This window comes from Vibrio sp. VP6 (assembly GCF_028823755.1).
Taxonomy (GTDB): Bacteria; Pseudomonadota; Gammaproteobacteria; order Enterobacterales; family Vibrionaceae; genus Vibrio; species Vibrio parahaemolyticus.
In genome coordinates, this window is the sequence record NZ_JAPEID010000011.1 from 98,252 (window position 1) to 112,326 (window position 14,075).

Below are 14,075 nucleotides of genomic sequence, written 5' to 3' on the forward strand. Positions count from 1 at the left end.
ATAATTCAAATAATTGCAAGGAGGATTGAGATGAGACTAGAACGCATCGAAATCTCCGGGTTTAGAGGCATCAAACGCCTTTCACTCTCTTTTGATGAACTCACTACCCTCATTGGTGAGAATACGTGGGGTAAATCTTCATTGCTCGACGCCCTATCTATCGCGTTACCAGCCAACGGAAGTCTATATGAGTTCGAACTGAAAGATTTCCACGTCGACTACTCCATTTCTCACCCTCAGTCGCAACACATCCAAATTATTGTTTGCTTCAAAGCACAAGATAAACATGAAGCAAACGCTGGTCGTTATCGCCGCATCAAACCCGCTTGGTGCACAACAGAAGATGGTGAACATGTCATTTATTATCGAATCAGTGCCTCTCGCGTTGATCATGACATCACAACCAAATACGCGTTTCTTGACCGTGATGGCAAACCGAAACAGATTCACCATTCAGAGAAATTAGCGGTTGAGTTGATGACGTTGCACCCTGTCATTCGACTAAGGGATTCTCGTCGCTTTCCTCGTCCGTCGCACATTAATGGTGACAGCAAAAACGCGCGTATCGAAAAACGCATCAACAATACCTGTCGACGTTTATTGGCGATGCCGGGTCATGTAAACAAAGGGGAAATACGAAGCAGTCTCGATGCCATGAAAACGTTGGTCGAGCACTATTTTGCGTTTCGTAGCATCAGTAAAGGCAATCCTAGAAAACCGAGAGACGGATTATTCTACACTAGCCCATCTTCTGATAAAGGATTGAGCCAATACCTGAAAGAGACCAACGATAAGCAAAGTCGCTTGCTCTTAATGGGGTTGCTTAATGCATATCTCCAAGCCAAAGGGCCGACGGATTTAAGACGTTGCGCGCGGCCTATTTTGATCATCGAAGATCCAGAAGGTCGTTTACACCCAACGCATTTAGCTCGAGCTTGGTCGTTGCTTCAACTTTTGCCAATGCAAAAAATCTTAACCACGAACAGTGGCAGTTTGCTTGGTTCCGTGCCGCTCTACTCCATCCGTAGGCTTATCCGTCTGTCCGACAAAACTATCGCGAAGAGTCTAAACACGTCTAAGTTTGGTGGTGACGAGCTAAGACGAATTGGTTTCCACATTCGTTTTCATCGCGCTGGTGCTTTGTTTGCGCGTTGCTGGCTATTAGTGGAAGGCGAAACTGAGGTTTGGTTGTTTAATGAATTGGCAAGACAATGTGGATACGATCTCGCCGCTGAAGGGGTTCAGATTGTCGAATTTGCACAATCTGGCTTACGTTCATTAATAAAAGTAGCCAAAGAGTTCGGTATCGATTGGCATGTGGTTACCGATGGTGACCCTGCGGGTAAAAAATACGCCCACACAGTAAGAGCGCAGCTTGGGCATGATCAAGAGCGCCATAGGCTCACTGAACTGCCCGATCGGGACATCGAGCATTTTCTTTATAATCATGGTTTCGAGCTTTTCTTTAAGGACATGATCAAAGTCCCTCATGACCATCCAATTCCGGCGAAGAAAGTGGTTAACCGCGTTTTGAAAAAACATGCGAAGCCAGATTTGGCTCTAGCCATTGTGTCTCACTGCGAAGAGAAAGGCATGGAATGTATCCCTGTGTTGTTGCGTTGGACTTTAAAACGCATCGTTACTATGGCAAGCGGGAATACTTGAGCGTTATATATCTATTTACTCATTTCTTTCCATTTAAATAGTCTTTGGGGATAGCACTGCGCTATCCCCTTAAAATTTAGGCAAAAAAAAGCACACTAAATTAGTGTGCTTGTATCAAATATCATTAATTTTGATTAACTGTATTGAGAGGGATAAAGCTCAATACACAGCGGATACAAATTAGATCGGGGGTTCACTACTGTGCTTGCTCAGCGAGCGAAGAAGAAGTAGCGGTTGATTTCGCATGTAACCAAAGTCCTGTTGCTTTCATCAAGTAACCAAATACGCCACCTAATACAAGCGATGGAACAACAAGTTGCCAATTGCCATCTGCTGCGAATGTCGCGCAAGAACCAATGAAAGTACCAGGAATGTACGCTAGCCAAGCCTGTTTCGCTTGAATACACATGAAAAACGCTACAACAGCTGTGATCACATAACCCAAGATCTCTAAACCTGCGTAAGTGGAGCCATAAATAATTACCATTGCCCAGAATACACCGGTCAAGTTAGTAATTAAGCTTGTCGCTAAACCTTTTAATCCACTCGTTGGAGCAGCGAAGTAGCTTGTACAGCCTAAAAAGCCTGCCCAAGATAAAAGGCCAAGAGAAATGGCAATCCAACCCCAAACGCCGGACAGAATCCCAGTAGTAATAGAGATAGCTAAAAGTGTTGTCATGGTATTCGTACCTGCTCGGCGACTATCGCACCCTTTTGGTTTGATAACTGCCTTCATACATTGAAATCAAGAACCAATACTAGGCACATCGCGCCAGTTTATCGGTGATAATGATCACAACAATATCACCTTTCGTTTCATGTTTTACACAAATTATTTGACGCAACCGATAAATCAACAGATTTAGAAAATAATAAAAAACAGAGATGGACGAATAAAAGAGATAAAAAAGGCCCTGCGATGCAGAGCCCATTAAAATTGATAGTACCTATAAGACGGATGGTTTGCCCTTCATCATGCGTAAACCTTCACGCTTTATGCAATCGACCAAGGGGTTTTCGGCCATATCCGCACGCCAAATAAAGGACAATGTGCGCTCCATTTTCAGATCTGGCACGTTTAGCGCGACTAAACGTCCAGCCTCAATGTAACGTTCAACATCCAAATATGGCAAACAAGTTAAGTATTGTCCGTTAGCCACCAAGCTGCGCAACACAGGAACGTGTTCGTACTCACGCCATACATCTAAATCTTCAATCAAATGATGAATGGAGCTATCAAAGGTTTTACGAGTACCTGAGCCATGCTCACGCAACACCCATTTCGCCTGCTCTAATTGAGCTAAACTGACTGAAGGGTTACGAGCAAAAGGATGATGAGAAGCTGCGACTACAGTAAGGTGGTCACGACACCAGATTTCTTGGTGTAAACGGTTATCGTCACAACGTCCTTCAATAATGCCTAAATCGTATTTGTAATCTAACACGCCATCGATAACCCCTTTCGTACTTTGTACGCCTAGCGAGATTCGCATCTCAGGAAAATCGTTATCAATGATACTGATAAGGTCAGGCACCAAGTGTTCTGCTGGTGTTTGGCTCGCACCAAGACGGATCTCTCCGCTTAACAAATGTTGCTCATAGAATCCCATTTCTATCTGCAAGGCATCTTGTAATAAACGCTTTGCTTTGGGCCTTAACCACATCCCCCAATGTGTTAGGGCCATTTGCTTTCCTTGCCTTTCAAATAAAGGCCTGCCAAGCATTTTTTCTAACTGCGCGAGCGACATACTTGTCGCCGATTGTGTCAGAGCCAGTTTGTCTGCGGCCTGGCTTACACTGCCGGTATCTGCAACTGCGTCGAAAACCGCTAATTGCTTAAGAGAGTAGCGCAAAGTGTCCTCCATCATGGGCGAGTATTCCCATACTCTCACAACCTCAAAAACATGCCCCAATAAGCAATAGGGTTCATTTTACTCCGCGCTAAAAACTTATCAAATAATTTGATGAGATTTCTAAATATTATCAATTTTACCTGTACCACTGCCCGCCCTATTCTGGATATGCGGTTCGGGAACACCGCAAAACAAAAACAACAATTCATTTTTGAGCTAATAAATCAAGGAGCTTTTTATGGAACCACAAACTAAGGAGTCATTATGGCGGTGACCAGTTCTCAAACTCACCAGGACTTTTCTCCTAAAGAGATGATGGCTGAGGCGGAGAAATTCGCATTAAGTAAAGCAAACAAAACCAGCAGCATGACACTTGGCCTAGCAATAATGGCTGGTGCGTTTATCGGTTTGGCATTTTTGTTTTACATCACAGTGACAACTGGCAGTGCGAATACAGGTTGGGGTTTAAGCCGCTTAGCCGGTGGTATCGCCTTCAGCATGGGGTTAATCCTTATCGTTATTTGCGGTGGGGAGCTGTTTACCAGTTCGGTGCTTTCCAGCATCTCATGGGCAAACAAACAAATCTCTTTCGGCAAAATGTTGTCGATTTGGGGCAAGGTTTACGTAGGTAACTTCATCGGCGCTATGTTTTTGCTTGCTCTTGTGACTGCGGCAGGTTTGTACCAAATGGATGCAGGCCAATGGGGTTTGAATGCTCTTAATATCGCACAACACAAACTACACCATACGTTGCTTCAAGCCTTTGCTTTGGGCGTTCTATGTAACCTACTGGTTTGTCTTGCAATTTGGTTGACGTTTAGTTCTGCAAACGCAATGACGAAAGCGCTTATGACCATTCTTCCAGTTGCGATGTTCGTCAGCAGTGGCTTTGAGCACTGTGTGGCAAACATGTTTATGGTCCCACTAGGCATCGTTATTGCCAATTTTGCCCCTGAATCATTTTGGGCATCTGTTGGTGTACCGGCTTCCCAATATGCGGATTTAAATGTCGCACACTTTATTAGTGCGAACTTAATTCCAGTAACGTTTGGCAACATCGTCGGTGGCGCGGTACTCGTTGGTTTGGCTAACTGGTGTATCTACCGCCGTCCAGAGTTAAAAGCAGCCAATGTTTCATCTATCACAAATACAACTCAGTTATCGTCAGTTAAGGAAATCACAATGAAAAACGCATCTTTCGTAAAGGACATCATGAATCCAAAACCGGTTACACTCAGCGTGGAAATGCCTGTAGCCGCAGCTCTTGATACTCTATTAGACAACAATCTAACAAGCGCACCAGTGGTGGATCTCCACAATCGTTTAGTTGGTTTCTTCTCTGCACACGACGTGATGGTTGAACTGTGGTGTCAAGATTACATCCCAGTGAAAGATCAAAAAGTGGTTGATTTGATGAGTCGTGATGTCGTTGCAATTGATGCTGGCGATCGTTTGGTGGATGTGGTCGAGTTCCTATGCATCGACAAAGAGCAACTATACCCAACAAGCAGCATGGGGATTGCAACTCGCCTAACTTCTCTATCTCTAGAAGAACGAGCGAAAAGCATGAAGGTTAGCAAGCCGCAAGTATTGCCGGTTCTTGAAAATGGTCAAATGGTTGGTGTTGTTACTCGCCAAGAAGTTCTTAAAGCTCTACGTCCAGTATTCGGTGAGCGACTAAACCTTGTTGAAGATAAAGCACTAGAAACTGCTTAAACAATAAAGAAAGAACGAACAATAACAAAACGCTAGTTGTTAGAAACTAACAGCGTTACATGGCACCAATAAAAAAGCGCTCTTGAAACCAAGAGCGCTTTCATTTATTCAAAGCGTAATTACTTCTTCACGCCTTCGATATGCAGTTCCATATCAACGTAGCTTGATGAACCCATTACTGGGATATCGAAATCAGCAAGCTCTAGACGAGTTGTGCCAACAAAACCAGCACGCTCACCACCCCATGGGTCGTTACCTGCGCCAACAAACTCTGCTTCGATAGTAATAGGCTTAGTCACACCGTGTAGCGTTAGATCACCCGTTACGTTTAGCTTACCATTACCTTTATCAACCACTTTCGTGCTCTTAAAAGTCGCTTCGCTGTATTTGCCAGCATCAATAAAATCGCCGCTGCGGATGTGTTTATCACGCTCAGCGTGGTTTGAGTCTAAGCTTGTGGTGTCTACTACTACGTTTACTTTTGAGTCAGCAATGTTTTTTTCATCAAAAGAAAAGTCACCAGAAAAAGTATTAAAACGACCTTTGATGAAGCTGTAACCTAAGTGGCTAACTTTGAAGTTGATAGACGCGTGAGCACCTTTCGTATCGATAACGTAGTCTGCAGCCTGAGCACCTAAAGGCAGTGCCATAGCGATTGCTAGTCCTGTAGCGAAGAGTGACTTTTTCATTTTGAAGCTCCTAACATTTTTCTTAATGTGTTGTCTTTATCGATAAAGTGATGTTTGAGCGCAGCGACAGCGTGTAAACCTGCAATTAGGATCACAGCCCAAGCTGCATAGAAGTGAATTTCACCTGCGATATCTGATTGACCAGAAAATAATTCTCCTGCGCCGGGTACAGTAAACCAATTGAATACTTCAATACCGCGACCATCAGATGTAGAGATGAGGTAACCTGAAACAAAGATTGTGAGAAGTAATAAATACATCACACCGTGTGCCGCTTTAGCTGCGACGACTTCAAATCGACTGCCTTCTACTTTTGGTGACGCCGTAACATACTTCCACACGATGCGACCCACAGTAAGAATGGCCAGAAGAATACCGACAGAGCGATGATAATGTGGCGCAGTTCGATACCATTCGCTGTAATAGCTAAGATCGACCATCCACAAACCCACAGCAAACAGACCAATAATGCAAAGCGCAGAAAGCCAGTGCATTACTCGAGCAGGCAGGTTATAGCTTTTTACCAGTGTTTCCATCTCACGTTCCTAGATATATTCCTAAGTTAATGTTGAGCAAGAAACACAACATTAACCTATTTACCTTATATGAAACAGATTATTTACCATCCTTTACATCCAGCCAATCGCACCGTATCTATCAACTTGTTCGAAAATTTTGAAGGAACTTTGGCGTATTGAATGCGCAAAAGCTTAAATTGATACTTCTTGCTCTATCTCGTAAAGCTCATCAGACATTTCAAGCATTCGACGTTCTATCACGGCTTTCGCATCTTCAACGCCTTTGTTGTAATAGACTGCGCCTAGTTTATCGGTAATAAAATCTATCAGAAATTCGCTGTCAAACTGGCCAATCTCAATGCTGAGTTCATCCTGCATATAATCTTGAATTGCCGACGCTAATGTTTCTTTTTGGGCTCTTTCTAACTTAATCATGCGTGTTCCTTTTAGTGCGACGTAATGGGGATTTCGCTAACCGTTACGAAATAATCGAGTTTCGTCTCGATTGTGTAGCCTTTAATCACCCCAAATTCGTATTGCTTCTAATTTTGGTGTTTAGATCAAGAAGTTGCCGATCTAAATTAGTCTATTCTGAAAAGACTATGCTAACCTTTTGCGGTTCGTTTTGTTAACCATTAAGGGATATTCCTTGCTACTCGACCTAGTGATCCAAAGTGTCAATGATTTTCAGGACGATTGTCTTAAACTGTGTGAGAAGCATTATCCTGCCGTACATAACCAAGGTATGAGTGAACACCATCTTGGTCTTGCATTTTCTCGCCGAATGGAACACACCTTCCGTCATTTTGGTTACAACAGCATCGTAAGACCGATTGAAGTACTCGACGCTCCAGACCTACCTCACCACTATCGCATTTCTTCTGAGATTGGAACGGTTTGGGTGTTAAGCCATCACATGGTCAGTGCCGGTAAATCGTGTCGCGAAAACTTGTTGTCTTCAATTACCGAATGGCAAAGCGAATATGGCTACGCTCTCCAACCTAACGACCTACTCTTTCTTGTTTGCGATCATTGGATCAGTCGCAGTAAAACCAGCCGAGAACTGCTCCATTGGTGGATGGGCGAATTGCCGGATCAAATCAACGAATATACTGAGCAAGGCATCACTCTTTACACCAGTGAATCTCAGCTCACTCAATCCCTTGATACACGCTTTGGTATCAGCCCTTGTTACATCAAATTTGGCCACCCTTTGCGTCGTTCTAACAAACAACAACTGGTTCGAAAGTACTTGCAGTTGTACGCCGTATTACAGTGGTAGTATCAAATTGCAACAGGTAGATTATCAGTCTATTCATACATTTGTTTGATACGGCTCGATAAATCTAATCATCTCGTATTAACCCTCTTGCCTCATATGGCCTAGCCCAATTAGATTCTGACTACTGAAATCAAAGTTGGTGTCCATGTAACACCAATCAAAAACCATTGATCTAGGTTGTCGTAATAATGATGAGCATCTCGCAGCTTCTTGGTTGCATTTCTAAACAAGTAGATGGGCAGTACATCGCGCAATATGAGGACTTGACACTTCGCAGTGTCTTCCAACCCATTTATAAAAAGGATCTTTCCATCATCGGCTTGGAAGCCTTAGTGCGAATCAGCACTGCTGATGGTTCTATGATACGTCCGGATCTCTTTTTCCAATCTCCTTCCATCTCTGAACATGTTCAACTTAATGTCGAGCGACTTAGTCGCCTTATTCACATCAAAAACTTCGGGCAATCTCGTTACCGCAACAAAAAGCTCTTTCTTAATGTGCTTCCCAGAGCTGCAGAAATGCTGGCGAAGGACCTTTCATACAGCCATTTACTAAAGCAAGTGATTTGTGAGGCGGATTTACGTCGAGAACAAATCGTGATGGAGTTAGTTGAATTAAGCGCAGGCGATGAGTCCTTTCTGTACAAAGCGACGAAAGAACTGAGTGACGGAGGCTTTAAACTTGCTATTGACGACTACGGCATTAATGCCTCAACCATCGAGCGAGTGAAATGCGTTCGACCAGACATCATCAAGATGGATCGTTCATTGCTGTTGAAATACGAAGACGGGGATTTTTCTGCGTTAATAGAAGCGTTAGCGCTCGCGAAAGAACTGAGTTCAAAAACCGTTATCGAGGGAATTGAAACCGAGCATCAACTTAACTTAATGAAAAAACTCGGTTTCGATATGTACCAAGGCTACTTGCTTGCGATGCCTCAAACCCTAGAAATGTACGAGGAAGCCAAAACGGCCTAAGACCGTCTTGTTAAGCACCGCTGCCTTTGAATTCCTGGATTACTTGCGGTGCTTGCCACGATTTTTATGAATCGCGAGTTTTGCTTTTAGTTTGCGCTTTTCTGACGAGCGACTCTTACGACGACCGCCACCATCACGCTCAGGTTCTACCTCTTCGATTAGACTTGGTTCGAATCCCTCTAGCCATTCTTGAGGCAAACGTTGGTCTAACAACGTTTCGATCGCACGAAGCAGATATTCTTCATCTCGGCTCATTAACGAAACGGCCAAACCGGATTTACCCGCGCGGCCAGTACGACCAATACGATGTACGTAGTCTTCGGCTTTAAATGGCATATCAAAGTTCACCACTTGTTCAAGCTCTTGAATATCTAGACCGCGAGCCGCCACGTCTGTCGCAATCAGGGCTCGAACTTTACCTTGTTTGAATTCATCAAGTGCACGCTGGCGAGCACCTTGCGATTTATCACCATTAATCGAAACCGCTTTAATACCATCCAGTTTGAGCTCCTTTGCAAGCTCGTCGCTGCCTTGTTTGGTTTTAGTGAAAACAAGTACTTGTTGCCAGTTTCGTGAACCAATTAAATACGCTAACAATTCACGCTTACGCTTTTTATCAACTGGATACACCATCTGCTTAACCGTTTCTGCCGTTGTATTCGCTGGAGACACTTCCACCTCAACAGGAGAATCCATCAGTTTGTAAGCGATGGTTTTAATGCGTTTTTCAAACGTCGCCGAAAACAGCATGATTTGTTTGTCATTCGGTAGTCGACGAAGAATGCGTTGCAGATCAGGCCAAAAACCCATGTCCAACATTCGGTCAGCTTCATCAAGCACCAACACGCCAGTTTTAGAAATGTTTACGTTGCCGTTAAACAAGTGGTCTAACAATCGGCCCGGCGTAGCAATAAGAATATCCGCGCCCTCTTCCAACTTGTTCTTTTGCACGCCAATACTTGTACCGCCGTACACACAAACAATACGTAGATCCGTGTGTTCCGCGTATTGCGTTAAATTGTCAAACACTTGCTGCGCCAATTCACGAGTTGGAACTAGGATGAGAGCGTGAGGTGTGCCATTACGTTTCTTTTGCTGTACCGCCTGAATAATCGGCAAACCAAATGCCGCCGTTTTACCGGTACCCGTTTGCGCAGCCGCAAGAAGATCTTTGCCTTCCAGTACGTGTGGAATCGATTTTTCTTGGACTGGCGTTGGCGTCACAATATTCATATTGTTCAACGTTTCGACTAACTGTTGTTCAATGCCAAGATCAGCAAAATTAACGGACATGATAAACCTCATAATTTTTGGAGCGCAGAGTTTACCAGAGCCGCCATAGCCATACTACCTCTTCGCCAAAGGATTGAGTTATGAACTGATTAGCTGTTGGTGAAATTCAAGTGATTGGCGCAGCACGTCTTGATAAAGCTCTGAGAAATTCGCCTCTAACGCTGCGTATTCACCATCTAACACCTCAAACGTTGTCGTCAAGTCGGCCATTCTCGGGCTTCGCTGAGACATCCGATGCAGTGCAAACTCGATGTTGGAGAGATCTTGATAAGATTGCAGCCAGCCGCCCCGCCACATGCGTTGATGCAATAACATAAAACGCGCAGGAAGCGGTTCGTGAACATCTTGGTCTACTTTTTGAAATGCAAACTCGACAAAGTCGTCTAACGACTCTTGATGAAAATCATTCCAATGCTTGGCTAAACAATGGTCCCAAAACATGTCTAGCGCAATTGGCGCGAAGCGTCTCGCCACGCCTTTAAAATGAGGCTTACATTCTTCGACAATAGGGTGATGATCAGTAATTCGGTCAACGAAGCGGTGGAGTTTGATGCCATTAGTAATGTCAGAATCGTATAGCTTGCTTGGATCTCCTTTGACGAAGTCTCCAAGCAAGTTTCCCATAAAATGGCTATTACAGTGATCTGCAATATGCAGGTGGGCTAAAAAGTTCATTTACCGTCTTTCGCCCTTCTTGGCTCGGTGTTTCATGAACTTAGTATAACGTCTAAAAGAACGTGAAGAGAGTACTAAACGGTACTATTCGTTTTCGTTGTCAGAGCCAACGTATTCCGACAAAATAATGCCAATTTCAAGCGCATCTAGCAGCTCTAGGCTTTCGTCGTTTTGGTATTGGTCGCTCATTGTGACCTCCTTTATGAAACTATGAAACATTGCGGTTTCAACTTACTGCCACCATTCCTATTTCATTCGGTGACAGCAACTCCTTTTTATAGACTTTATATGACACATTCATGACAGCGAAAAGTAAAGATTTAAAAACCTATGAGCATAATCATAAGTAAACGATTGCAGCGTCGTTACTCTTCTCTGCCATCTTCACTTAGATAGCTGGAATTACATCGACATTTCTATCATTAAAAGACATAACATACTGTTATAGGCGACCCTAGATCTCATTTTGTAAAATAAACTCACCCTTCGTTACATATTTTGCTGATTCGCATCGCATATTTTGTTTCGATATACCCATAGATTTGTTCAATATCTTTTATCTCTAATGGAGTAATCAATGAGAGAAGTTGAGTTTAGAACGATAGACCGACTATTTATTAAGATGTCTATCAACGACAAAATGTGGGTTATTTTCCTCCTATTTCTGGTGGCACTCACTTCGGTAGCAGGAAGCCGATACCTAAATGATTTGCATCAGTTCGAGCAACAATCTATCGCCAACGTGCAAGCAAAACTAGATGGCATCATCGAAGCTAATCCCACAGATATCTATCAAATTACTGGTATCTCAAAAGCTAACCATCAACAAAAAAGCTTGTTTGCAGATGGTGTTACCACGGTTTATGGCACAACCTCTGCGGGTGAGCTTGTTCAATTGACCGAGCACGCTGGCAATCAATACAACGCCCTGCGCTCCGACGCCCTTACCTCTTTCCTTCTTAGTTTTCTATGGGTTTTGCCGTTTGCAGTATTTTGCTATTGGGTAGCGACATTCATCGGAGGTGCTTTGTGGGTGCTATACACCACAACAGAGAAAATTGGTGACGGTGACTTAACTTCTCGATTGGGCTTTCACCCTGGCCGTGACGAGTTTGGCACCATTGGCTGTGCACTAGATAAGTCGATGGATACATTAAGCGAACTGGTCAATAGCGTAAAAGAAAACGCCAATACGCTAAGTGAAACGTCATCTACATTTGAACAAGACATGAAACTGAGCGAAACACAGATTACGCACCAGTACCAAACACTTGATTCTGTCGCAACCGCAATGGAAGAAATGACGGCGTCTGCCAAAGAGGTTTCGAGCATCTCTCAACAAGCGACCATGCAATCGGATCAAGATGCACAAAAAATAGAAACGAGCCGTAGCCGAGTACAGCACGTTATTGCTGAGATCGAAACCTTGTCGAGCTACATCGAGCAAGCTTCTTCATCAGTCACCAACTTAAATGAAAACACTACGCAGATTAATGATGTCATCACGACCATTAATGCAATTTCTGAGCAGACCAACCTGTTAGCTCTCAATGCCGCTATCGAAGCGGCTCGCGCAGGCGAACAAGGCCGCGGTTTTGCCGTTGTAGCCGATGAAGTCCGAACGCTGGCAAGTCGTACACAACAAGCCACGGTAGAGATCCAAGCCATGATTGAGAAGCTGCAATCGGAAAGCCAAAACATCGCTTCGATTACTGGCAGAACGGTCAAGCAAGCCCAAACAAGCAGCCAGTTGATCGATGAAATTGGTCAAGATGTCACAGCGATTGCGGACTCTGCTCGTTCATTGATGGACATGAGCATTCAAATCTCCACTTCCGCGGAGGAACAAAGTGCGGTTGCGAATGATATCGCCTCTGAGCTTGCTGATATCCGTACTCAGTCCAGCACAATTCGAGAGGTGGCGGAGCAGTCTACTGTTGGTGTCGCGAACTTAACCAAAGCTTCGGTTTCACTCGGTGAAGTATTAGAGCGTTACCGCACTGCTTGATAACAAGGTAATAACAAATAAAGGCTCCTAATTGGGAGCCTTTATTTTCTACATTTGTATTCACTTATTTGTTTCGAGAATATAACTCGCATTCACTTTCTCTACGTACTTGTCTCGTACTCATTCTTTGGTGTAATAAAACCGAACTTATTGAATAATTTGAAGTCTATTTGAGGAGTGAAAGGAAAATAGCATTGATCAAATACCGATTGGGAAACGGTTTATTTTGAAGTGAATCTCAAGTTCTCCTTGTACCTGATGAAATAATGTTCAAGCGGACGGCGTTCCGCTATGCTTAACCTGCCAATTCCAATTTGCTGCTGGAAAACAATATGAATAATTACAACGATACAAAAGACAACGAAAACCTAAACTGCCCTATTTGCCAATGTGATGAATACTTAATCTCATCAAACGGTGAAAAATTCACGTGTGCTGCTTGTGGATTCCACACGAAAAATTTCTCATCCATTCAATGCCTTTACCAAGCGCCATATTTACAGTCGAAAATTAAACAAATTCATAACCTAAGTCATTCTCGTCATTAAACGGTTAAACAGAGCAGCCCATGAGCTGCTCTTTTAATTCATCCAAATGTTGAATGCGAATAACTCGGTCATCGTCGACTCGGTTAATGGCCTCACCATTAAATAGCTGAACCGTCTTAATTCCGGCATTCAACCCTGCTTCTACACCCTTGGGTGTATCATCGATATACAAACAATCGCTAGGTAAAAATCCCATGCTCATCGCGCTGTACATGATCAAATCAGGTTCAGGTTTCCAACTATTTGCTTCAAACGCAGAGAATACTTTTCCTTTGAATGCATCAAGTAGACCGGTTAACTCAAGTGCGTATTCAATTTTATCTTTGGGACCATTTGACGCGACGCAGTATTCAATATTGTGAGAGTCGAGGAATTGGATCAGCCTTTTAGCGCCATCCATTGGTTGTAAATGACGAACAAACAATTTTTGAACTTCTGTTCGGTATTGGGGTTCAAGAACATCAATTGGAACATTAATGTTCATCAACTCTTTGGTATCAAGAAGAATATCGGCCAGTTTTCCACCTTTAAAGTGAGAAACACATTCTTCCATCGTTAACTCTGCACCGTGTTGATTAAATACATTCACTAGTGCTTGGCAGCATAAACGCTCACTGTCGACCAACGTGCCATCACAATCAAAAATCACGCATTTAATATTGGTAATTGCCATAGCCTTCCCCTAGACGCATTTGTCGATGTCGCTGATCAAACTTATTTTTTAATACAAATGTATGGCTTAATCATATTTGAGTTTAGATTTGTTTAAACGACAGACTTGGCATTTCGTAGAAATGGGGAAAAGCAATTCCTGTTTTTCTAAGCAAGATCACCGAATGTAATCTTGCTCA

General features: G+C 43.4%; 13 protein-coding genes. 5 read left to right on the forward strand and 8 right to left on the reverse strand.

Annotation, left to right across the window (positions count from 1 at the left end):
- The first annotated feature begins 30 nt into the window (after window positions 1-30).
- Window positions 31-1,665 (forward strand): ATP-dependent endonuclease, encoded by a 1,635-nt coding sequence (locus OU793_RS09680; RefSeq protein WP_015313222.1) that lies wholly within the window; start codon window positions 31-33, stop codon window positions 1,663-1,665.
- 196 nt (window positions 1,666-1,861) lie between these two features.
- Here the strand turns inward: OU793_RS09680 and OU793_RS09685 are convergent, their stop codons facing one another.
- Both OU793_RS09685 and OU793_RS09690 read right to left on the reverse strand, forming a co-directional pair.
- Window positions 1,862-2,344: a DUF1097 domain-containing protein gene (locus OU793_RS09685; RefSeq protein WP_005483841.1), complete on the reverse strand. Its 483-nt coding sequence runs from the start codon at window positions 2,342-2,344 to the stop codon at window positions 1,862-1,864.
- Window positions 2,345-2,612: 268 nt separating this feature from the next.
- Window positions 2,613-3,518, reverse strand: coding sequence for a LysR substrate-binding domain-containing protein (locus OU793_RS09690; RefSeq protein WP_005498809.1), 906 nt, complete (start codon window positions 3,516-3,518; stop codon window positions 2,613-2,615).
- A 264-nt stretch (window positions 3,519-3,782) separates the two neighbouring features.
- Between OU793_RS09690 and focA the strand changes: the two genes are divergently transcribed.
- Window positions 3,783-5,234, forward strand: coding sequence for a formate transporter FocA (gene focA / locus OU793_RS09695; RefSeq protein WP_015313220.1), 1,452 nt, complete (start codon window positions 3,783-3,785; stop codon window positions 5,232-5,234).
- A 119-nt stretch (window positions 5,235-5,353) separates the two neighbouring features.
- Here the strand turns inward: focA and OU793_RS09700 are convergent, their stop codons facing one another.
- From OU793_RS09700 to OU793_RS09710, 3 genes are all read right to left on the reverse strand, one after another.
- Window positions 5,354-5,923, reverse strand: a complete 570-nt coding sequence (locus OU793_RS09700; protein WP_140103936.1) for a YceI family protein — start codon at window positions 5,921-5,923, stop codon at window positions 5,354-5,356.
- Window positions 5,920-6,459, reverse strand: a complete 540-nt coding sequence (locus OU793_RS09705; protein ID WP_021448503.1) for a cytochrome b — start codon at window positions 6,457-6,459, stop codon at window positions 5,920-5,922. Before OU793_RS09705 ends, OU793_RS09700 begins: the two co-directional genes overlap by 4 nt.
- A gap of 174 nt (window positions 6,460-6,633) precedes the next feature.
- The gene (locus OU793_RS09710) at window positions 6,634-6,876 is read right to left on the reverse strand and encodes a DUF2164 domain-containing protein (RefSeq protein ID WP_005454378.1); all 243 of its coding nucleotides are present in this window, start codon (window positions 6,874-6,876) and stop codon (window positions 6,634-6,636) included.
- A 214-nt stretch (window positions 6,877-7,090) separates the two neighbouring features.
- Between OU793_RS09710 and OU793_RS09715 the strand changes: the two genes are divergently transcribed.
- Entirely contained in the window at window positions 7,091-7,723 is a 633-nt protein-coding gene (locus tag OU793_RS09715; protein WP_015313219.1) for a hypothetical protein, read from the forward strand.
- 188 nt (window positions 7,724-7,911) lie between these two features.
- Entirely contained in the window at window positions 7,912-8,700 is a 789-nt protein-coding gene (locus OU793_RS09720; RefSeq protein ID WP_005454373.1) for an EAL domain-containing protein, read from the forward strand.
- 39 nt (window positions 8,701-8,739) lie between these two features.
- Here OU793_RS09720 and OU793_RS09725 read toward each other — a convergent pair whose 3' ends face one another.
- The gene (locus OU793_RS09725) at window positions 8,740-9,993 is read right to left on the reverse strand and encodes a DEAD/DEAH box helicase (RefSeq protein WP_005479127.1); all 1,254 of its coding nucleotides are present in this window, start codon (window positions 9,991-9,993) and stop codon (window positions 8,740-8,742) included.
- Window positions 9,994-10,071: 78 nt separating this feature from the next.
- Window positions 10,072-10,668 carry an ACP phosphodiesterase gene (locus OU793_RS09730; RefSeq protein WP_025504500.1) on the reverse strand — a complete coding sequence of 199 codons (597 nt, stop codon included), beginning with the start codon at window positions 10,666-10,668 and terminating at the stop codon, window positions 10,072-10,074.
- Between the two features lie 577 nt (window positions 10,669-11,245).
- On the opposite strand from OU793_RS09730, the gene OU793_RS09735 reads away from it, so the two are divergent.
- Window positions 11,246-12,676 (forward strand): methyl-accepting chemotaxis protein, encoded by a 1,431-nt coding sequence (locus tag OU793_RS09735; RefSeq protein WP_140103300.1) that lies wholly within the window; start codon window positions 11,246-11,248, stop codon window positions 12,674-12,676.
- A 552-nt stretch (window positions 12,677-13,228) separates the two neighbouring features.
- Here OU793_RS09735 and OU793_RS09740 read toward each other — a convergent pair.
- A complete protein-coding gene (locus tag OU793_RS09740) occupies window positions 13,229-13,897 on the reverse strand; it encodes an HAD-IA family hydrolase (protein WP_020842100.1) in 669 nt (222 codons plus the stop codon).
- Window positions 13,898-14,075: the final 178 nt, after the last annotated feature.

Excerpts from the sequence above, each read along its gene's own strand:
- OU793_RS09680 (WP_015313222.1), top strand. The coding sequence starts at position 31 with ATGAGACTAGAACGCATCGAAATCTCCGGGTTTAGAGGCATCAAACGC.
- OU793_RS09685 (WP_005483841.1), bottom strand. The coding sequence starts at position 2,344 with ATGACAACACTTTTAGCTATCTCTATTACTACTGGGATTCTGTCCGGC.
- focA (WP_015313220.1), top strand. The coding sequence starts at position 3,783 with ATGGCGGTGACCAGTTCTCAAACTCACCAGGACTTTTCTCCTAAAGAG.
- OU793_RS09700 (WP_140103936.1), bottom strand. The coding sequence starts at position 5,923 with ATGAAAAAGTCACTCTTCGCTACAGGACTAGCAATCGCTATGGCACTG.
- OU793_RS09705 (WP_021448503.1), bottom strand. The coding sequence starts at position 6,459 with ATGGAAACACTGGTAAAAAGCTATAACCTGCCTGCTCGAGTAATGCAC.
- OU793_RS09710 (WP_005454378.1), bottom strand. The coding sequence starts at position 6,876 with ATGATTAAGTTAGAAAGAGCCCAAAAAGAAACATTAGCGTCGGCAATT.
- OU793_RS09720 (WP_005454373.1), top strand. The coding sequence starts at position 7,912 with ATGATGAGCATCTCGCAGCTTCTTGGTTGCATTTCTAAACAAGTAGAT.
- OU793_RS09725 (WP_005479127.1), bottom strand. The coding sequence starts at position 9,993 with ATGTCCGTTAATTTTGCTGATCTTGGCATTGAACAACAGTTAGTCGAA.
- OU793_RS09730 (WP_025504500.1), bottom strand. The coding sequence starts at position 10,668 with ATGAACTTTTTAGCCCACCTGCATATTGCAGATCACTGTAATAGCCAT.
- OU793_RS09735 (WP_140103300.1), top strand. The coding sequence starts at position 11,246 with ATGAGAGAAGTTGAGTTTAGAACGATAGACCGACTATTTATTAAGATG.
- OU793_RS09740 (WP_020842100.1), bottom strand. The coding sequence starts at position 13,897 with ATGGCAATTACCAATATTAAATGCGTGATTTTTGATTGTGATGGCACG.